Source organism: Paludibacterium sp. (assembly GCF_019232825.1).
GTDB lineage: Bacteria > Pseudomonadota > Gammaproteobacteria > Burkholderiales > Chromobacteriaceae > Paludibacterium.
Genome location: NZ_JAFAND010000147.1, coordinates 1 through 17,977, shown reverse-complemented (window position 1 = coordinate 17,977; position 17,977 = coordinate 1). Strand labels below are relative to the sequence as shown.

Below are 17,977 nucleotides of genomic sequence, written 5' to 3'. Positions count from 1 at the left end.
GATCAAGCCTTTTTAATGAGCATGGTGCGCAGCGATTGCCATAGGGGTTGTGCCGGCCTATCGCGGTATAACAGTCCCAAGAGCGCGATGATCAGCACCGCCAAGTGGACGAAAATGATGCTCCATGCCGGCAGCGAGCCGTGCATGATGCTGTTGCGTACCACGGTGAGTCCGTTCTGGTAGGCGAAATAGCTCAACAAAGCGGCGATCAAATTGAATGCCTGCCCGCCCGATCGCGGATTGGAGTAGGACAGCGGGATGGCCAGGATCGCCAGGATCAGGCAGCTGAACGGCAACGAGAAGCGCCAGGCGAGTTCGGCGCACGCGCTCGGATCGTTGAGCTGGGTGAGCAGATACGTGGTCGGCAACGACTGGCGTGAGCGCGGCGCGGCTACCAGGTCGTGGCTTTTGCCGATGACGGCGATGTAACGTTTGAAGTTGATGACATCGAAATTGGCCTGGCCCGGCACGCCGACATACCGGTAGCCGTTTTCCAGCACGATAATTCGCTGATTGATGTCATCCGTCGCCAAATGGCCGCTCTTGGCGAGGATTGTGGAAATTTGCCCGTTGCTCAGGTCCTGGAAAAAGATATTCTTGGCGCTGCCGTTTTGGCCGGCGTAATTTTCAACGAAATACACGCGGTTGGCGTCGGAGGACTCCTTGAATACGCCAGGGGAAATTGCCGAGATGTCTTCGCGCTGTTTTAGCTGATCCGCATAGGCCTGACTGCGCTGGTCCGCCCAGGGCGCGATGCCAATGGCCACCACGCCTACCAGCATCGACAAGGGCACGGCGAAGCGCAGAATGGGACCCAGCAGACTTTTTTGCGACAGGCCTGCCGCGAGCCACACCTGCATTTCCTGGTCGCGCCACAGCCGGGTCAGTACGACCAGCGTGCTGATGAACACGGTGAGAATAAGTGGAACCGGAAATAACCCGAGCGCCCAAAACCCAATCAGGGCGGCCACTGCGTCGTTGGCAACATCTCCCTCGGCGGCGCGTCCGAGCAGGTTGATTGCCTGCGTGGAAACCAGAATCGCCAAAAGGACGATAAAAACACCGACGGCGTTGAAAGTCAGTTCGCGCGTCAGGCTTTTGAAAAAAACCATGGATGATGTGCCTTTTTTGACTTTTTGCGACTAGCGTAGTGATAATTCAAACCGAAATACTGATATGCAATTTCCAGGCATGTCGGGAAACTGAAATATCCGCCTTCACTCGTGATGGGCCGATGCCGTCTTCGCGGCCGAGTTGAGTGGCTGACACGCGATAACAACGGGAGTACACAATGGAATTTAACATAAAAAGCGGAAGCCCGGAAAAACAGCGCGTAGCCTGCGTGATTGTCGGTGTCTACGAATCTCGCAAACTAACGCTGGCGGCCGATCTTCTCGACCGCATTTCCAATGGTTTTGTCAGCGACGTCATTCGTCGCGGGGATATGGAAGGCAAGCTGGGCAGCACGCTGGTGCTGCACTCCGTCCCGCATGCGTTGTGCGACCGGGTGATGCTGGTCGGCCTGGGGAAGGAGCGCGAATTTCGCGCCAAAGAATATCGCGAGGCCATCCGCGCTTCGATTCGCGCCCTGGCGCAAACCTCGGCCAACGAGGCGGTCAGCTATCTGACCGAGCTGCCGGTTAAGAAGCACGAAGTCGAATGGATGGTCGAGCAGGCGACGGTGGTGACGCTGGATGCGTTGTACCGTTTCGACCGTTTTAAGAGCAAGGTGGACGACCCGCTGCGCGGGCCGCGCAAACTGACGCTGGCGGTGCCGCGCCGAAGTGATCTGGCCGACGGCGAAAAAGGCTTGGCGCGCGGCTTGGCGATCGGCGCCGGCATGGCCTTGGCCAAGGATCTCGGCAACCTGCCGGGCAATGTCTGCACGCCTTCCTATCTGGCCGAGGAAGCGCGCAACATGGCGCAATCGCTTGGCGCCGAGGCGGAAATCCTTGACCGCGCCGCCATCGAGGCGCTGGGCATGGGCTCTTTCCTGTCGGTGGCCAAGGGCAGCGTGCAGGACCCGCATCTGATCGTGCTCAAGCACTGGGGCGCGAAAGATCGTAACGATGCGCCGGTGGCGCTGGTGGGCAAGGGCATCACATTTGATTCCGGTGGCATTTCGCTCAAGCCGGGCGAAGGCATGGATGAAATGAAGTTCGACATGTGCGGCGCGGCGACGGTACTCGGCGCCTTCAAGGCCGCGGTCGAGATGAAGCTGCCGATCAATTTGGTCGCGGTGGTGCCGACCTGCGAGAACATGCCCTCCGGCGGTGCGGTGAAGCCTGGCGACATCGTGACCTCGATGTCGGGACAGACCATCGAGGTGCTCAATACCGATGCCGAGGGGCGCTTGATTCTGTGCGACGCGCTCACCTATACCGAACGCTTCAATCCGTCTTGCGTGGTCGACGTTGCCACGTTGACCGGCGCGTGCGTCGTGGCGCTGGGGCATATCGCCACCGGACTCTATAGCAATCAGGATGCCTTGGCGCGCGAACTGGCCGCCGCCGGTGAGGAAGTGGGCGATCGAGCATGGCATATGCCGTTGTGGGAAGAGTACCAGGAAATGATCAAGAGCCCGTTCGCCGACATGGCCAACATCGGCGGGCGCCCTGGCGGCAGCGTGACGGCTGCGTGCTTCTTGTCCCGTTTCGCCAAGAGCTACGACTGGGCGCATCTGGACATCGCCGGCACGGCCTGGAAGAGCGGCAAGGAGAAGGGCGCGACCGGCCGGCCGGTGCCGCTTTTGGTGCAATTCCTGCAGGACCGCGCCGACATCGCCCTGGGCAATGTCGTGCGCCGTGGTCGTCCTCGCCGAGAAGTCGCAGAGCCGGTAGAAGATGACGCGGATTGATTTTTACACGCGGGTCGACACGCCGGCGCAGTTTGCCTGCCGGCTGACCCAAACGGTGTATAACAAGGGGGAGCGGCTCTTGGTCTGGCTTGAGAGCGACCAGGCCCTCGGCGCCTTTAGCGCCCACTTGTGGAGTTTTGACGACGTGGCTTTCGTGCCGCATTGCCGCAGTGATGCGCCCGAGGCCGAGGCTACGCCGATTTGGTTGACCGCCGAGGCGCCGCAGGGCGATCATCCGGCGGTACTGCTCAACCTGTCTGACGGCACGCCTGCCGAGCCTGCGCGCTTCGCCCGGATTCTGGAGATCGTCGGCAACGACGAAGCTTCATTGGCGATGGCCCGGGAGCGCTTCAAGCGTTACAGGGAGTGCGGGTTTGTCATCGAACATCACGATATGAGCAACCGATGAGTAAGAATGAGCCGAAGAAGCCAGACCCGCAGGCGTGGCCCGAGATGGAGCTGCCAATACTGACCGACGTGGACGAGACGTTGCCGTCCGAGGGCGTCGACATTCCCGAGTTCGACTTCTCAGACGAACTGGATCAAATGGTCGATACGCTGCAGACGGCCGAGACCCCGTTGGAATTCCCCCCCGAGTTGCTGTTGGAGGACGTGGGCGTTGCGCCCGCGCCGGAGACGGCAATCGATTTCAATCGACTGCCCTCGCTTGATTTGGAAGCCGTGGATGCCGGCGAACTGACGGCGGCCGAAGCGGAGGGAAGCGAATTCGAATTCGAATTGGAGCCGATGGCCGTGGCGCAAGCCGAGGCCATGAGCGTCGAAGAGGACGCGCCGGCGTTGCCTGATACCGAGCAGCAAATTCCCGAACTGACGCTCGAAGACGTCCTGCCCGGGCCTTCCTCCGAGGTGTCGCTGCCGGCGGATGCGGAAGAAACGGAGACGCCGCTCACGACCATTCCGGAGTTGACGTTGGACGAGGTGCTGGCGGACGACGCCGCGCAGCCGGACGCTGCGGCCATGGCGCCCGCGCCGGTCGCGGATGCGGCGATAGCCGATCTGCCGGCCGATCTGCCGGTGCTGGACGAGGTTTGGGCGGAGGACGGGGCGCAAACGGCGCCGCTCGCGCAGACGGAAAGCGTGCCCGAAGCGGATGACGTTTCAGTCGGCAACGAGACCGAAACGATGCCAGTCCAGGAGACGGCGCTGGATGTCGATGTCGCCGAAGCCGCTCAGTCTGCGCCGATGGATGATCTGCCGGTGCTGGACCAGGCTTTGACGGCGGCGGAAACGGCGCCGACGCCTGAGTCTGTGCTCGAGCCCGAATCCGCCGAGTGCGTGATGGAAGAGGCGCAAGCGGCAGAGGCGGAAGCGCAGCCGGTGTTGGCGACGGCCTTAACCGACGACGCGGCCGGGGGCATGGCCGAAGCGGCACCGGCATCGGTGCTCGACGAGGCGGTCGAAGCGGTTGCCGAGGCGTCCGGTTCGCCGGTTGCCGAGCCCGTGGAGGATCTGGACGCCATGGCGGCGCTGTCGCCCGAGGCAGCGGCACCGACGCCGGCTGAGTTGTCGTCCGCGCCGGCCGAGGACGAACCTTTCCGTTCGATTTCGCTCGACAGTTTGCCGCGCGGCGTGCTGGGCGGCGGTCTGGGCGTTCCCGAGAGCGAAGAGGGATCGAGCGTGCAGGACTTGATTCGCGCGGCCGAACGCACGCTGGCGCAAGAGCGCCTTAAGCAGGCGATGGCCGAAGCGCGCGAGGAGGCGTTGCAGTCTGCGCTCGACGCGCCTTTGCCCGTGGAGACGGCGCCGTCGTCCCCCACGCGGCCGGTGGAGATCATCAACGTGGCCGGCTTGGCATCCTCGCCGGCGCCGCAAGCCTTTAACCTGCCGACGGTGCGCAAGTCTTACGTGACCTTGGTCGACGAGGCCATGCTGATCGATTCGCTTTACGACAAAATCCTGCCGCGTATGAAGGTTGAATTGTCGTTGTGGCTGCAGGACGCACTCGACCATCAGAGTAAACAAATGCTCTCCGGGGTGATGCACCAGCTGAAGGAAGATTACGAAATGCTCTTTAGCGAGACGTTGCGCGAAAGCCTGCGTCAGGCAATCGCCGAAATGGGGCGGGAAGAACGTGGGGAGCGCCGCTGATGGGACATCGTTTGTCTCGCATCGTGACCCGTACCGGCGATGGCGGCACAACGGGTTTGGGTGACGGCAGCCGCGTGGATAAGGATGCGCCGCGTATCCATGCGCTGGGCGAGGTCGATGAGCTGAACTGTCTCGTGGGGGTGCTGATGGCGGAGCCGTTGCCGCCGGAGGTCGCCGAATGGTTGACGGCGGTTCAGCACGATCTGTTCGATCTGGGCTCGGAAATTGCCGTGCCGGGGTTTGCCGCGCTGACCGAGGCGCGCGTCTTGGCGCTGGAGGCCTGGGTCGAAGCGGTGAATCGCGATCTGCCGATGCTCAAAGAGTTTATTCTGCCTGGCGGTACACGCGCCGCAGCGCTGGCGCATCAAGCCCGCGCCGTGTGCCGTCGCGCTGAACGCACGTTGGTTAGCCTGGCCAAGCAGACGGAGATATCGACGCCTGGCCGGCAGTACTTGAATCGTCTCTCGGATTTGCTGTTCGTGCTGGCGCGCCATTTGAATCGTTTGGCCGGCCAGCCCGATATTCTCTGGCGCCCGCGCCGCGAGGACTGACGGCGCTCGGCCAATCAGCTGGTGCGGCAGCTGAGAAGCGGCGTGGCGTCAGGCCCTCGGGTCACATCATACAAGTCCCCCTGCGGTCCCTTGGTCCACCAGATGAAATGATCCGCTTGATATTTCACGCCTGAGGCCGCAATGGTCTGGACGAACAGCAGCGGCTTGCCGGGCTGGGCGGCCAGCAACGCGAAATGCTGCCCGTTATGCCCGGTCAGGTAGCGAACCTTCAAGGGTTTGCTGCCGGCGCAGAGGTATTGCAAGGTCAGCGTTTCGTTGATGGCGATATCCGGCACGAGGGCGGCATGGGCGCCGGCACAGGCAACGACCAGCAAGACGGGCAGGAGTCGTTTCATGAAGCGCTTCTCGGTGAGGGTGTTGGGGTCACAAGTCTAGCCGTTGCCGTTCGCCTTGCAAAGCGCCGTTTCTCGCGCATCGCGTCATGCGGGGCGAAAACGGGGCTGGCGGCGTTCGCTGAAGGCGCGCACGCCTTCTTTCCCTTCTTCCGTTTGGCTTTGCGCAATGATGGTCCGCGCTTCCTCCGCCAGTTGCGCCGCCAGCGGCTGGGTGGCGCCATCGAGCAGTAGCCGCTTGACGCCGCCCAACGCGCCGGTGGGGCCGTCGGCGAGGCGATGGATCAGCTGCTCGACGGTTCCGGTGAATGACGCCGCCGGTACGACCTGGTTGACGAGCCCCCATGCCAGCGCTTCCTCCGCCGACAGTACGCGATTGGTGAGGAAGAGCTCCATCGCGCGGCGTTGGCCGATCAGCCGCGGAAGCAGCCAGCTCGAACCGGCGTCCGGGGTATAGCCGATCTGGGTGTAGGCGGTCGTGAAGCGGGCATGCTCGGCGGCGATGGCGAGATCGGCGACGGCGACCAAACTCAGCCCGGCGCCGGCCGCCACGCCGTTGACGGCGGCGACGATAGGCGCATTGAGCTCGGTGAAGAGGCGGATGGCTTGATGCAGCGGATCGGTCGCTTCCTGTAGCAGCTCGCCCACACGATGTGCCTGTTGAACGAAATGGGTGACGTCGCCACCGGCGCAGAAGGCATTGTCGCCTTGGCCGGTGATGACGACGGCGCGGAGCGTCGCGTCCTGAGTCAGTTGGCTGGCGATGTCGGCCAGTCGTTGGATGCCCTGGGTGTCGAGCGCGTTGAACGCGGCGGGGCGATTGAGCGTGATGCGGGCGATGCCTTGCTGGGTGGTGAAATCGATCATGGACTCGGTCATAGGGGTGCTCTCGGTGGCATGAGTGGGTAGTATATCCCAAATGAATAATTGCTGGGTTTGCCTCCTGTGGCAAAGCCGGGTTAAATGGCGTCTTTCTTCTTTTACTTTGCGGAGTCAGTTCATGGGCGAGCCGGTGAAACCCGTTATTTCCTTTGACGTGCTGGACAAAATCGATATTCGTTGCGGAATGATTCAAAGCGTCAACGACGTGCCGCGGTCCGACAAAGTGGTTCAGCTGATGGTGGATTTTGGCGATTTTCAGCGCTCGATCCTCTGCGGCATCAAGCAGGAGCGTGCTGATTTGCAGGGGCTGGTCGGCCGGCAGGCGTTGTTTGTGGTGAATCTGGCGCCGAAAAAAATCTCCGGCGTGGTGTCGGAGGGGATGCTGTTCGATATCGGCTACGCCGACGGCATCATACCGTCGGCGTTGGCGCAGCCGGAGTTTCCGGTGCCCAATGGCGTGCGCGCGGGCTAGGCTAGTTGCAGCAATTGCCGCGTCGCTTGCAGCGCCGCGGCCAGCGGGACGTCGTCGCGGCGGATCTTGGAGAGCAAGGTGGCGCCTAGCCACATTTGATAGAGTGTTTCCGCCGTGGCGCGCGCGTCGTCGATGTCCGTGAGCGAGCCGTCGTCGCGGCCCGCCTCGATGCAGCCGGCGAGACGATGAATGATGGCGTCGGTGCCTCGATTGAGCGTCTCACGCATGGCCTCGGAAAGATCGCAGACCTCGCCCCCTAGCTTGACGACCAAGCATTTGCTTTCTTTGTTGTCGCAAAGCTGATGATGACCCCAGCTTTGCCAGTAACGCATCAGCCGTTCGGCGGCGGGGGTGCCGTCTTCCGCCATCAACGCGTCAAGCTGCGCCAGATACTCGTCGAAATAATGTTCGAGCAAGGCCTCGCCAAAAGCGTCTTTGGATTTGAAATAGTGATAGAAAGAGCCCTTCGGCACGTCCGCCGCGGACAAAATCTCGCTCAGCCCGACGGCGGCATAGCCTTTGCCGAGGATAATGGGTTTGGCGGTATCGATAATGTGCTGGCGCACACAGCTGGATTCGGTCTTCATAATCAGCATGATAGCCTTAATTAGACCGGTCGTCTAGACGGGGGGCGGCTGGCGCCGCCGCAATCTCCACGCATGCTGCTCCAAGAATTGCCGCGCGCAGGCCTGGCCGAGCCGGTAGTCATGGCGAAGGGCTTCAAGCTTACTGCCGACCAGCTGGCTTTTGAGCGGTTGGCGCGGCGCGAGCTCGATCACTTTCACGCCGGCGGGTGGCCGGGCAATAAAATCGTGCGCGAGCAAATAGCCGTCCAGATGGCTTTGCAGCACGGCGGCCATATTGCTGAGCCGCCCCTTCATCAAGCGTGGCGGTAATTTGAGCGGTTTGACGGCATAGCTGGCGGGCAGGGTGCGGATCACGACAATACAGTCCGCCCCCCATTGATGGGCGGCGCGCAGCGGCAGCGGATCGCTCACGCCGCCATCCCAGTAGGTGACGTCGCCGATGGTGACGCCGCCGCGATAAAACATGGGTATGGCGCTGGAGGCCTTCACGGTCGTCGCCCACTGCGCGGGGGTGAATGGGAGGTAATCGGCTTGCAGTGTGTCGCTGCGGCAAGCGACGACGCGCAGGTCGCGTCCTTGCAAGCGGCGCGCGGCGCGTTCGACATCCAACGGAAAAGACTCGCCGGTGGTGTCGAACAGCCAGTCGAGGTCGATCAGATGCCCGCCGCGCGCGAAGCGCAGCGGATCGAAAAAGGGTTTTTGCGTGGTGTAGCGCATGATGATGCGCCGCGCGTAGCCGCGGCTGCCGCTGGCGTAGGCGGACAGATTCTGTGCGCCGGCAGAGGTGCCGACCAGCGTGCGAAACGGAAAGAAATCCTGCTCAAGAAAGGTGTCGAGAATGCCGGCGGTAAAGATGCCGCGCTGGCCGCCGCCTTCGCATACCAAGGCCAGCCGCGTATGGTGCAGCCAGGTGTCCGACTCCTGTTGCCCGCTGAGCCTGATACTGAAGTTCATGCTGAAGTCTCCTGAATGGCTCAGGATAAGGCGAAATTGTGGCTATGACAAATGACTCGCCTCTATTTGGCGTAATAAAAGCCGCCTGGCGGGCGGCTTGGGGCTCAGAGGGCAGTGCGTGGCTCGCTAAACACCACCAGGCGCGCTTTTTTGGGTTTGCGGCGGGGCGGACGGAATAGGGTCAGCAAAGCGGTATTCTTTTGCATCTGGCGCTCCTTGTACTTATGCGGCCGGTTGGTCGCGGCAATCTCTAATTAAATGGATTAAAAAACCCTTCTGGCTTAGATAAGATTGTCGCACTGCAAAATAGTTCACGTACTTGTCAACTATCCTGGGGGTGGCGCGCTAAATTGTCTGGACTTTGCTTGCGCTAAGTCCGAAATGGTTTAAACATTATCAATATATAATATGCTGTAACGATTATCGGCCAAGACAGCGGAGTCGAAATGACCACTCAAAAGCAGCAACAGCAGGCTGTGTTTCAGCAGTTGGGGCAGATGACACGTACCTTGCATGCCACGTTGCAGGGTATTGGTGGCGATGGCGAGTTGACGCGCGCGGTGGAAGCGATGCCCGATGCGCGCGAGCGTTTGGCGTACGTGCTGTCGATGACCGAGCAGGCGGTGTCGCGCGTGCTCAATGCGGTCGATGCCATGACGCCGCTTCTGGACCGGCGCCAGAGCGAGGCGCAAACCTTATTGGCGAGTTGGGCGCGCGTGTCCGGCATGCGGCGCGATACGAGCGACTATCGCCGCACGCTGCAAGAGACGCGTGATTTTCTGCAACGCAGCGAGCAGGAAAGCGAAACGCACAAGGCGCATCTGATGGAAATCGTCATGGCGCAAGAGTTTCAGGACCTGACTGGGCAGGTGATCAAGCGTGTGGTCGAGGTGGCGGGCAAGATGGAGTCCGAACTCTTGACGCTATTGCAGCAAACGCAACCCGCGACGGGTGGAAAAAAGAAGGCGGACGGTTTGCTCAACGGACCGGCCATGCCTTCCGATATCGCGGGCCAGCAGGCGCTGTCCTCGCAAGCCGAAGTCGACAAGTTTCTCGACGATTTGGGATTTTGAGCCCGCAGGTCAGATAAAACGCGTCGGCCGGTCGATCGGCAGCCGGTCGTTGAATTTGAGAAAGCCGGCCACCAGGCGGTAGACGTGCCAGATCCAAACGGCGACCAGAATCAACGCGCCGATGCCGACGAGCAGGGTGATGAAGCCGACGACGGCGATGCCTAGCGTGATCCAAAACGTGCGGATAAGCCAGGTGAAGTGCGTGGCGTAACCGCTGCCGGCGGCGTCGGCGCGTTTGACGTAAGCGACGATTAGACCGATGAGCGTGCAAACCGGGAAGAACAGCCCGAGACCGAACAGAATGTAGGTGGCCAGCGCCACGTTATGCAACGGCGACGCCGGGGTGATCTCTCCGGCTTCCACGATGTGCTCAAAATCCATTATTTCCCCTTGTTGAAAACCGTTATTTGCCATGATCGGGTTTTACCCGAAGCGCGCACATGCGGCAAGCGCGGCTCTGGTTATAGAAATGTGTCCGGCCGGCATTGGATGACGATGCCGTGGACCGGGCCCATTTCGACCGATGGGCGTGATTTGCCATCGCCGCGGCTGCGCGCGTGGATCAGCCGGTTGATCAAGAAGGCTTGCCAGCCAGGTAACCGGCTGAGATTTTCTTGCCCGTGGGCCTGCCAGCCGATGAAATAAGCTTGAATGTCGTTGGCGCAGGCCGCGCGGCGCTCTTTGCGGGTAAAGAGATAGCTCGCCATGGTAATGGTGCCGACCGCGCGCAGCGCGTAGGCGTGGCGCAGCAGAGTGAAAACCTCCAGTTCGAGATAGTTGCTCTCCAGTTGCGCCATCGAGCGCGCGCGCAGAAAAGGGATCAGCGCCAAGCGGATTTCCCATCGCCCGCGGCCGCAGGGAATCAGGTTCAGCATCGAGGCACGATAGCCGATCAGATCTGGGATCAGGCTCAATAACAACAGAATGCCCGTCAGGGCCACGAGGCCGTCGACCCACGGCGGAAAGAGTTCTTTTCGCGTGCCGGGCCAGAGATCATCGATGAGCGCGACAGCGAGACAGAACAAGGCGAGCAGCAGGCTGCGCCTCAGGGTCAACGTGTTGCGCAGGCGGGAAAAGTAGAACCGGTCGTAGGCATGCGTCAGGATAGTGCTGAGCATCGTCTCCCTCTCTTTCGGCCGTTCGCCTATCCAGCGTCTTGTTACAGTTTTAAATGAAATGAAACTGAAAAGGCAATGATTTTCGACAAATAGTCATGCGTTTTTGTTATGTGTGCTGCCGCTAGCCAGGATGAAGGTAGCGGGGCGGTGTGATAGATTGAAAAATCAATTGTCATGCGGTGTCGCGAGGAGGAAGCGATGAGCAAGGTGCGCAAAGAAACCGATTCGATGGGCGAAGTGGCCGTTCCTGCGGATAAATACTGGGGGGCGCAAACGCAGCGATCGGTGGCACATTTCCCGATCGGCGTGGCGCGCTTTCGATGGCCGTTCGCGATGATTCGCGCGCTGGGCGTGCTGAAGAAGGCGGCCGCGCTGGCCAATATGGCTTTGGGCGAGTTGCCGCCCGAACTGGGCGGTCCGATCGCCGAGGCGGCGCAGGAGGTGATCGACGGCAAGCTGAACGATCATTTTCCGTTGGTGGTGTTTCAAACGGGCTCCGGCACCCAGTCCAATATGAACGCCAACGAGGTGATCGCCAATCGCGCCATCGAGCGCCTGGGCGGCGTGCTTGGCAGTAAGGCGCCCGTTCATCCGAACGATCACGTCAATCGCGGCCAGTCGTCCAATGACACGTTTCCGACCGCGATGTACATTGCGGCGGCCGGCGAGGTGTTCGATACCTTGTTGCCCGCGCTGGACGCGCTGCGGCGCACCCTGGCCGACAAGGCGGCGGCCTATGACGGCGTGGTGAAGACGGGGCGCACGCACTTGCAGGACGCCACGCCGATTACCTTGGGTCAGGAGATAGGCAGCTGGGTGGCACAGCTCGATTTTGCGCGCGCCGGTATCCTGGCCGCCGTGGAGGGATTGTTCGATCTGGCGATCGGCGGCACCGCGGTCGGAACCGGACTCAACGCGCATCCTCGTTTCGGCGCCGCTTGCGCCGAGCAGATCGCCTTGCTGACCGGGCGCCCGTTTCGTTCGGCGGAGAACAAGTTTTTTGCGCTCGCCGCGCACGATGCGCTGGTCAATGTCTCCGCCAGCCTGCGCACCTTGGCGGGCGCCTTGCTGAAACTGGCCAATGACGTGCGCTGGCTGGCCAGCGGCCCGCGCTGCGGGATCGGCGAGATTCGCATTCCCGAGAATGAACCCGGTTCGTCGATCATGCCGGGCAAGGTGAATCCGACTCAGTGCGAGGCTTTGTCGATGGTGTGCGTCCAGGTGTTCGGCAATGACGCGGCGGTGGCGTTTGCCGGCAGCCAGGGCAATTTTCAGCTCAACGTCTATAAACCGGTGATGGTGCACAACGTGCTGGAGAGTCTGACGCTGCTAGCCGATGCCATGCGGGCGTTCGACACGCACTGCGCCGCCGGCATCGAACCCGACAGCGCGGTGATCGCGCGCCATTTGGCCGATAACTTGATGCTGGTGACGGCGCTCAACCGCCATATCGGTTACGACAAGGCGGCGCAAATCGCCAAGCGGGCGCTGCATCAGGGGGAGACGCTGCGCGAGGCGGGGGTGGCGCTCGGCTTTTTAACCAAGGAACAGTTTGATATCTGGGTCGATCCGGCGCGCATGACGCGGCCGGAAGGTTCGTAGCGCGTTCGCGCCGCAATGGAAGACGGGCCTTGCCTGGCGGCAAGGCCCGTCTGTATTGGTGCCGGAGAGAGGAGTCGAACCCCCGACCTTCTGATTACAAGTCAGCTGCTCTACCAACTGAGCTACACCGGCGAGAGGGCGCCATTATGCGTAAATTGCCGCGTTAAGACAAGCGCGGCGCCCTCACTTTTTCTTGTGAACCGGCTTTGGGACGTGGCGGGATTTCTTGGCCGCCTTGTGTTTGGCCGGTTGCGGGTGCTGCCCATGCTTGGCCGCCTTGGCTTTGGCCTTGGTCGTGGATTTTGCGCTCGCGGCGTGCTTGGCGGTTGCCTTGCCCTTTTGCGGGGCTGCCGGTTTGGCGGCTGCCTTGCCCTTGTGCTGGGTTGCCGGCTTGGCGGCGTGTTTGCCGGTGCGCTTCGCCGCCGGTTTGGCGGCGTGGTGCTTGCTCGCGCTCTTGTTGCCGTGCTTGCGGCTGGCGTGGGGCTTGGCGCCGGTCTCGACGGTGACCAGGTTGCTGCTGCCTTGAACCTTGTGCGTTTTGTGATGGCTGGGTTGCGCCGGCTGGCTGACCTGCACGTCGCCGGGCAGCGGCGTGTCCGCCGGCATGGGGTCCTCGGCCAGCGCCGCGCCGGCTGCGCACAGCAGCACGCTGGCAGCCACGGAAGTGAGGAGCGATTTCAGAGCCATGTCAATGAATCTCGTGTCGAGATATCCCACTATGGGTATCTTATACATTGTGAATAATATGAGCGGACGGGTAAGATGTCGTCACGCGCCATCGAAGCGCTCAATTATAAAGCACCGCACAGAAATTGGAGCATGAGGGCTATGAAACTTTCGCCCGGCGGGTTCTTTCTCGTCGTTATTTTGCTGGCGGCGACGCTGACCGGTTGCGGCCGGCAAGCCGATTCCGGGGCGGCGGCAGAGGATGGGACGGAATACGTGGTCGGCAGCGACGCCAGTTATCCGCCGTTTGAATCTGTTGGCGTCGGGCAACAAGTTGTGGGGTTTGACGTGGATTTGCTGCGCGCGGTTGCCGCGCACGCCGGATTTCACGTCCGCTTCGTCAATACGCCGTGGGAGGGAATCTTCGGCGCGCTGGCGCAGGGGCGTTACGACATTTTGGCGTCCAGCATCAGTATCAATGCCGCCCGGGCCCAGGCGGTCGATTTCTCCGATCCTTATTTTGATGCCCGCCAAGTGATTGCCGTGCCCCACGGCGCGAACGAGGTCGGCTCGTTTGCCGACTTGCGCGGCGAGCGCGTCGCGGTGCAGGTCGGCACGACGGCCGACGACGATCTGCAGCGGCTGGTGGGCCGCGATAGTGCCAATATCGTCCGTTTCCAAACCATGACGGAGGCTTTCGACGCGCTCAAGGCCGGCAGAGTCAAGGCGCTGGTCGGGGATAACGGCGTGGTGGCCGGCTTTGTGCGCCATTCCAACGGCATGTTTTTTACCGTCGAAGATACGGCAAGTTTTGCGCCGGAGCACTACGGGTTCGCCGTGCGAAAAGGGCGGGAAGCCTTGCGTGGCAAGATTAACGCGGGTTTGGCTGCGGTGCGCGCGGATGGCACCTATGCGGCGCTCTATCAAAAATACTTCGGTACGGGGCGGTAATTATCCTCGTGCCTGTCCGATGGCGTGATTCGCCTTGACGGTAAACTTCTCTCCGTTATGCGTGAAATTTACGCCCGTGGTAGAATTGCCAACGTTTGCCAACAATAAAAGACAAGCTTTCATCCATGACAGATCAGCTTTTCGCCAAGGAAACCATTCCGGTCAGCCTGGAAGAGGAAATGCGCCGCTCGTATCTCGATTACGCCATGAGCGTGATCGTGGGGCGCGCGCTGCCGGACGTGCGTGACGGTCTTAAGCCGGTTCACCGGCGCGTCCTGTTCGCCATGCACGAACTGTCCAACGACTGGAACCGGGCATACAAGAAGTCGGCCCGTATCGTTGGCGATGTCATCGGTAAATATCACCCTCACGGCGACACGGCCGTTTACGACACCATTGTGCGCATGGCGCAGGATTTCAGCCTGCGCTATCCGCTGGTGGACGGGCAGGGTAACTTCGGTTCGGTCGACGGCGACAACGCCGCCGCCATGCGTTACACCGAAATCCGCATGGCGCGTATCGCGCACGAGCTCCTGGCCGACATCGACAAGGAAACGGTCGACTTCGGCGCCAACTACGACGGCTCGGAACACGAGCCGCTGATTCTGCCGGCCCGCATTCCCAATCTGCTGATCAACGGCAGCTCGGGTATCGCTGTCGGCATGGCGACCAATATCCCGCCGCACAACTTGTGCGAGGTGGTCGACGCGTGTCTGACATTGCTCGCCAATAGCGACATCTCCATCGACGAGCTGATCGACATCATTCCGGCGCCGGACTTTCCGACCGCCGCCATTATTTACGGCACGGTCGGCGTCAAAGAGGCCTACCGCACCGGCCGCGGCCGCGTCATCATGCGGTCGCGCACACACGTCGAGGACATCGGCCGCGGCGAACGCCAGGCGATCATCGTCGACGAGCTGCCGTATCAGGTGAACAAAGCGCGCCTGCTGGAGCGCATCGGCGAATTGGTGCGCGACAAGCAAATCGAGGGCATTTCCGATTTGCGCGACGAGTCCGACAAGTCGGGCATGCGCATGGTGATCGAGCTCAAGCGCGGCGAAATGCCCGAGGTGGTGCTCAATCATTTGTACAAGATGACCCAGCTGCAAGACAGCTTCGGCATCAACATGGTGGCGCTGGTCGATGGCCAGCCGCGGCTGTTGAATCTGAAGCAAGTGCTGGAAGAGTTCTTGCGCCATCGCCGCGAAGTCGTCACCCGGCGCACCATTTTCGAACTGCGCAAAGCGCGCGAACGCGGCCATATCCTCGAAGGGCTGGCGGTCGCCTTGTCGAATGTCGACGAGATCATCGCGCTGATCAAGGCATCGGAAAACCCGCAAGTGGCCAAGGCCGGGCTGATGAGCCGCACGTGGCGCTCCCAGCTCGTCGAAGACATGCTCTCGCGCGTCGATCCGGCCATGGCGCGCCCGGAAGGCGTGGAAACCGGTCTGACCGACCAAGGCTACCAGCTGTCGGAAACGCAGGCCCAGGCCATCCTCGATCTGCGTCTGCAACGGCTGACCGGCTTGGAGCAGGATAAGATCGTCGCCGAATATCAGGAAATCATGGCGGTGATTCTGGATCTGATCGACATCCTGGCAAAACCGGAACGCATCAATCAGATCATCGCCGAAGAGCTCGCCGCGATCCGTGCGCAGTTCGGCGACCCGCGCCGTTCGGAAATCGAACCGTTCGGCGGCGACATCAACATCGAAGACCTGATTACGCCGCAGGACCTGGTGGTGACTGTTTCGCACTCGGGCTACATCAAGACCCAGCCGATGGACGACTACCGCGCTCAGCGTCGCGGCGGACGCGGCAAGCAGGCCGCCGCCACCAAGGACGACGACTTCATCGAGACGCTGTTCGTCGCCAATACGCACGATTACGTGTTGTGCTTCTCCTCGTTCGGCCGTTGCTACTGGATCAAGGTGTACGAACTGCCGCAGGGCGGACGCGCGAGTCGCGGCAAACCGATCGTCAACGTCTTGCCGCTGTCGGATGGCGAAAAAATCAATGCCATGCTGCCGGTCAAGGCCTTCACCGACGATCATTTCGTGTTCATGTGCACGGCCGGCGGCACGGTCAAGAAGACCGGCCTGTCGAGTTTCTCCCGCCCGCGTTCGGCCGGCATCATCGCGCTCGACCTGGACGAAGGCGACAAGCTGATCGGCGTGGCGCTGACCGCCGGCGAGCATGAGGTCATGCTGTTCTCCAGCCATGGCAAGGCCGTGCGCTTCGCCGAGAGCGACGTGCGTCCGATGGGGCGCACCGCGCGCGGCGTGCGCGGCATGGACCTGCCCGAGGGCGAGAGTGTGATTTCGCTCTTGGTCTCCGATAGCGAGACCGATCAAGTGCTGACCGCGACCGAAAACGGCTACGGCAAACGCACGCCGATCGCCGACTACCGCAAGAGCCATCGTGGCACGCAAGGCGTCATCGCCATCGACACCTCCGAGCGCAACGGCGCGCTGGTGGCGGCCACCCTGGTGGTGGAAAACGACGAGGTGATGCTTATCACCACCGGCGGCGTGCTGATCCGCACCCGCGTGGCGGAGATCCGCGAAACGGGCCGCGCCGCGCAAGGCGTGCGGCTGATCAACCTCGACGAGGGCGAAAAGCTGATTGGCCTGGAAAAAGTGGCTGAGAGCGATTCCGTCGACGAGGGCGAGGCGGACGAGGACTTCGCCACCGGAGAAGAGGCATGAGCCAGGCGCCGGCGCCGGCCAACCCCCAAGTGCTCGACGTGTTGAGCAAGCTCTTCGTGTCGTTGCCGCACGCGGCGACCTTGGGCATGCGCTACGTCGGCACCGCCGGGCGTAAACCGACGCTGGCGATCGATTGGCGCGACGACCTGGTCGGCAATCCGGTCAGCGGCGTGCTGCACGGCGGCGTTATCACCTCGCTGGTGGATACCTGTAGTGCCGTGTCGGTGGCCGCGCAGCTGCCTGATTTTGAAACCATCGCCACGTTGGACCTGCGGATCGACTACCTGAAGGCGGCGACGCCGGGGCGGCCGATCTACTGCACGGCCGAGTGCTACCGGCTGGCGAGCCAAGTCGCTTTTACCCGGGCGGTGTGCTTTCACGACAGTATCGATCAGCCGATCGCGCATGGCGTGGCGACGTTCATGCGCGAATCGAGCCCTGTTCCGATGGTCGGGGGAGCGAATCAATGAGCGAGTTCGCCCAGCGTTTCAATCGTCTGCGCGACGAAAAGAACTATCGTGAAATTATCGAGGCGATTCCGTATGCCCGGCTGATGGGCGTCGAATTCACCGAGCAAGACGATGAGGGCGCGCTATTGTTCACGCTGCCCTATGCCGAGCGTAACGTCGGCAATACCGCGCTGCCGGCATTGCACGGCGGCCTGATCGGCGGCTTCATGGAAAATGCCGCGTTGATTCATCTGATGTGGAATCGCGAGTCGGTGGATCTGCCGAAGATCGTCGACTTCTCGCTCGATTACTTGCGCCCCGGGCGTCCGCAAACGCTGTACGCCCGTTGCGAAATCACCAAGCAGGGCAAGCGCGTGGCGCATGTGCTGATCGAGGCTTGGCAGGATAGCCCGGACAAGCCGGTGGCCGTGGCGCGCGCGCATTTTCTGCTGGCGACGAATACTTAAGGACCCTCTGAACAAGTTATTTGCCGCCGCGTTTGGTCAACAACAGGCCGAATGCAAGGCGCGCGACGCAGGTCGCAGTCATTCTGCGATGCCAAGGAGCGCAACGCCGTCAGGCGGCCGCTTGTTGGCCAAACCCTTCGGGGCGGCGCCTGGCGGTAAATAACTTGTTCAGAGG

At 61.7% G+C, this 17,977-nt stretch carries 19 protein-coding genes and 1 tRNA gene; 11 read left to right on the top strand and 9 right to left on the bottom strand.

Going from position 1 to position 17,977, the window contains the following annotated elements; genetic code table 11:
- Window positions 1-2: 2 nt before the first annotated feature.
- On the bottom strand, window positions 3-1,112 hold the full coding sequence (gene lptF / locus JOZ06_RS19275) for an LPS export ABC transporter permease LptF (RefSeq protein WP_293235426.1): 1,110 nt from the start codon (window positions 1,110-1,112) through the stop codon (window positions 3-5).
- Between the two features lie 179 nt (window positions 1,113-1,291).
- Here lptF and JOZ06_RS19270 point away from each other — a divergent pair, with 179 nt between their 5' ends.
- The 4 genes from JOZ06_RS19270 to JOZ06_RS19255 are packed head-to-tail and all read left to right on the top strand — an operon-like array spanning window position 1,292 to window position 5,517.
- Entirely contained in the window at window positions 1,292-2,857 is a 1,566-nt protein-coding gene (locus tag JOZ06_RS19270; RefSeq protein WP_293235424.1) for a leucyl aminopeptidase, read from the top strand.
- Entirely contained in the window at window positions 2,844-3,266 is a 423-nt protein-coding gene (locus JOZ06_RS19265) for a DNA polymerase III subunit chi (protein WP_293235422.1), read from the top strand. The genes JOZ06_RS19270 and JOZ06_RS19265 overlap by 14 nt, the downstream gene beginning before the upstream one ends.
- Complete coding sequence (locus JOZ06_RS19260) at window positions 3,263-4,966, top strand: hypothetical protein (RefSeq protein ID WP_293235420.1); 1,704 nt, start codon at window positions 3,263-3,265, stop codon at window positions 4,964-4,966. Before JOZ06_RS19265 ends, JOZ06_RS19260 begins: the two co-directional genes overlap by 4 nt.
- A complete protein-coding gene (locus tag JOZ06_RS19255) occupies window positions 4,966-5,517 on the top strand; it encodes a cob(I)yrinic acid a,c-diamide adenosyltransferase (RefSeq protein ID WP_293235418.1) in 552 nt (183 codons plus the stop codon). Before JOZ06_RS19260 ends, JOZ06_RS19255 begins: the two co-directional genes overlap by 1 nt.
- 14 nt (window positions 5,518-5,531) lie before the next feature.
- Here JOZ06_RS19255 and JOZ06_RS19250 read toward each other — a convergent pair whose 3' ends face one another.
- Entirely contained in the window at window positions 5,532-5,873 is a 342-nt protein-coding gene (locus JOZ06_RS19250; RefSeq protein WP_293235416.1) for an MliC family protein, read from the bottom strand.
- Window positions 5,874-5,957: 84 nt separating this feature from the next.
- The gene (locus JOZ06_RS19245; protein WP_293235414.1) at window positions 5,958-6,749 is read right to left on the bottom strand and encodes an enoyl-CoA hydratase-related protein; all 792 of its coding nucleotides are present in this window, start codon (window positions 6,747-6,749) and stop codon (window positions 5,958-5,960) included.
- A 121-nt stretch (window positions 6,750-6,870) separates the two neighbouring features.
- Between JOZ06_RS19245 and JOZ06_RS19240 the strand changes: the two genes are divergently transcribed.
- Window positions 6,871-7,224 (top strand): tRNA-binding protein, encoded by a 354-nt coding sequence (locus JOZ06_RS19240; RefSeq protein ID WP_293235412.1) that lies wholly within the window; start codon window positions 6,871-6,873, stop codon window positions 7,222-7,224.
- Here JOZ06_RS19240 and JOZ06_RS19235 read toward each other — a convergent pair.
- Together JOZ06_RS19235 and JOZ06_RS19230 are read right to left on the bottom strand one after the other, a co-directional pair.
- The gene (locus tag JOZ06_RS19235; RefSeq protein WP_293235410.1) at window positions 7,221-7,820 is read right to left on the bottom strand and encodes a TetR/AcrR family transcriptional regulator; all 600 of its coding nucleotides are present in this window, start codon (window positions 7,818-7,820) and stop codon (window positions 7,221-7,223) included. The two genes, JOZ06_RS19240 and JOZ06_RS19235, sit on opposite strands and share 4 nt — an antisense overlap.
- Window positions 7,821-7,844: 24 nt before the next feature.
- Window positions 7,845-8,765 (bottom strand): patatin-like phospholipase family protein, encoded by a 921-nt coding sequence (locus JOZ06_RS19230; protein ID WP_293235408.1) that lies wholly within the window; start codon window positions 8,763-8,765, stop codon window positions 7,845-7,847.
- 446 nt (window positions 8,766-9,211) lie between these two features.
- Between JOZ06_RS19230 and JOZ06_RS19225 the strand changes: the two genes are divergently transcribed.
- Window positions 9,212-9,838, top strand: coding sequence for a protein phosphatase CheZ (locus JOZ06_RS19225; protein WP_293235406.1), 627 nt, complete (start codon window positions 9,212-9,214; stop codon window positions 9,836-9,838).
- A 9-nt stretch (window positions 9,839-9,847) separates the two neighbouring features.
- On the opposite strand, the gene JOZ06_RS19220 is transcribed toward JOZ06_RS19225, so the two are convergent.
- Window positions 9,848-10,219 (bottom strand): hypothetical protein, encoded by a 372-nt coding sequence (locus tag JOZ06_RS19220; protein WP_293235404.1) that lies wholly within the window; start codon window positions 10,217-10,219, stop codon window positions 9,848-9,850.
- A gap of 80 nt (window positions 10,220-10,299) precedes the next feature.
- Window positions 10,300-10,956 (bottom strand): hypothetical protein, encoded by a 657-nt coding sequence (locus tag JOZ06_RS19215; protein ID WP_293235402.1) that lies wholly within the window; start codon window positions 10,954-10,956, stop codon window positions 10,300-10,302.
- A 198-nt stretch (window positions 10,957-11,154) separates the two neighbouring features.
- Between JOZ06_RS19215 and fumC the strand changes: the two genes are divergently transcribed.
- Entirely contained in the window at window positions 11,155-12,558 is a 1,404-nt protein-coding gene (fumC, locus tag JOZ06_RS19210; protein ID WP_293235400.1) for a class II fumarate hydratase, read from the top strand.
- Between the two features lie 56 nt (window positions 12,559-12,614).
- Here the strand turns inward: fumC and JOZ06_RS19205 are convergent.
- Together JOZ06_RS19205 and JOZ06_RS19200 are read right to left on the bottom strand one after the other, a co-directional pair.
- A tRNA-Thr gene (locus tag JOZ06_RS19205) sits at window positions 12,615-12,690 on the bottom strand.
- 51 nt (window positions 12,691-12,741) lie between these two features.
- Window positions 12,742-13,245, bottom strand: a complete 504-nt coding sequence (locus JOZ06_RS19200; RefSeq protein ID WP_293235398.1) for a hypothetical protein — start codon at window positions 13,243-13,245, stop codon at window positions 12,742-12,744.
- A 75-nt stretch (window positions 13,246-13,320) separates the two neighbouring features.
- Here JOZ06_RS19200 and JOZ06_RS19195 point away from each other — a divergent pair, with 75 nt between their 5' ends.
- The 4 genes from JOZ06_RS19195 (at window position 13,321) to JOZ06_RS19180 (ending at window position 17,802) form a co-directional block, all read left to right on the top strand.
- The gene (locus JOZ06_RS19195; RefSeq protein WP_293235396.1) at window positions 13,321-14,175 is read left to right on the top strand and encodes a basic amino acid ABC transporter substrate-binding protein; all 855 of its coding nucleotides are present in this window, start codon (window positions 13,321-13,323) and stop codon (window positions 14,173-14,175) included.
- 125 nt (window positions 14,176-14,300) lie between these two features.
- Window positions 14,301-16,886, top strand: a complete 2,586-nt coding sequence (gene gyrA, locus JOZ06_RS19190) for a DNA gyrase subunit A (protein WP_293235394.1) — start codon at window positions 14,301-14,303, stop codon at window positions 16,884-16,886.
- On the top strand, window positions 16,883-17,356 hold the full coding sequence (locus JOZ06_RS19185; protein ID WP_293235392.1) for a PaaI family thioesterase: 474 nt from the start codon (window positions 16,883-16,885) through the stop codon (window positions 17,354-17,356). Before gyrA ends, JOZ06_RS19185 begins: the two co-directional genes overlap by 4 nt.
- Complete coding sequence (locus JOZ06_RS19180; protein ID WP_293235390.1) at window positions 17,353-17,802, top strand: PaaI family thioesterase; 450 nt, start codon at window positions 17,353-17,355, stop codon at window positions 17,800-17,802. Before JOZ06_RS19185 ends, JOZ06_RS19180 begins: the two co-directional genes overlap by 4 nt.
- The last annotated feature ends 175 nt before the right edge of the window (window positions 17,803-17,977 follow it).

Bases quoted from the DNA above. Each gene is read 5' to 3' on its own strand.
- JOZ06_RS19235 (WP_293235410.1), bottom strand. From the start codon at position 7,820: ATGCTGATTATGAAGACCGAATCCAGCTGTGTGCGCCAGCACATTATC.
- JOZ06_RS19220 (WP_293235404.1), bottom strand. From the start codon at position 10,219: ATGGATTTTGAGCACATCGTGGAAGCCGGAGAGATCACCCCGGCGTCG.
- JOZ06_RS19265 (WP_293235422.1), top strand. From the start codon at position 2,844: ATGACGCGGATTGATTTTTACACGCGGGTCGACACGCCGGCGCAGTTT.
- JOZ06_RS19230 (WP_293235408.1), bottom strand. From the start codon at position 8,765: ATGAACTTCAGTATCAGGCTCAGCGGGCAACAGGAGTCGGACACCTGG.
- JOZ06_RS19270 (WP_293235424.1), top strand. From the start codon at position 1,292: ATGGAATTTAACATAAAAAGCGGAAGCCCGGAAAAACAGCGCGTAGCC.
- fumC (WP_293235400.1), top strand. From the start codon at position 11,155: ATGAGCAAGGTGCGCAAAGAAACCGATTCGATGGGCGAAGTGGCCGTT.
- JOZ06_RS19215 (WP_293235402.1), bottom strand. From the start codon at position 10,956: ATGCTCAGCACTATCCTGACGCATGCCTACGACCGGTTCTACTTTTCC.
- lptF (WP_293235426.1), bottom strand. From the start codon at position 1,112: ATGGTTTTTTTCAAAAGCCTGACGCGCGAACTGACTTTCAACGCCGTC.
- JOZ06_RS19200 (WP_293235398.1), bottom strand. From the start codon at position 13,245: ATGGCTCTGAAATCGCTCCTCACTTCCGTGGCTGCCAGCGTGCTGCTG.
- JOZ06_RS19245 (WP_293235414.1), bottom strand. From the start codon at position 6,749: ATGACCGAGTCCATGATCGATTTCACCACCCAGCAAGGCATCGCCCGC.
- JOZ06_RS19255 (WP_293235418.1), top strand. From the start codon at position 4,966: ATGGGACATCGTTTGTCTCGCATCGTGACCCGTACCGGCGATGGCGGC.
- JOZ06_RS19180 (WP_293235390.1), top strand. From the start codon at position 17,353: ATGAGCGAGTTCGCCCAGCGTTTCAATCGTCTGCGCGACGAAAAGAAC.
- gyrA (WP_293235394.1), top strand. From the start codon at position 14,301: ATGACAGATCAGCTTTTCGCCAAGGAAACCATTCCGGTCAGCCTGGAA.
- JOZ06_RS19240 (WP_293235412.1), top strand. From the start codon at position 6,871: ATGGGCGAGCCGGTGAAACCCGTTATTTCCTTTGACGTGCTGGACAAA.
- JOZ06_RS19185 (WP_293235392.1), top strand. From the start codon at position 16,883: ATGAGCCAGGCGCCGGCGCCGGCCAACCCCCAAGTGCTCGACGTGTTG.
- JOZ06_RS19250 (WP_293235416.1), bottom strand. From the start codon at position 5,873: ATGAAACGACTCCTGCCCGTCTTGCTGGTCGTTGCCTGTGCCGGCGCC.
- JOZ06_RS19260 (WP_293235420.1), top strand. From the start codon at position 3,263: ATGAGTAAGAATGAGCCGAAGAAGCCAGACCCGCAGGCGTGGCCCGAG.
- JOZ06_RS19195 (WP_293235396.1), top strand. From the start codon at position 13,321: ATGTCGTCACGCGCCATCGAAGCGCTCAATTATAAAGCACCGCACAGA.
- JOZ06_RS19225 (WP_293235406.1), top strand. From the start codon at position 9,212: ATGACCACTCAAAAGCAGCAACAGCAGGCTGTGTTTCAGCAGTTGGGG.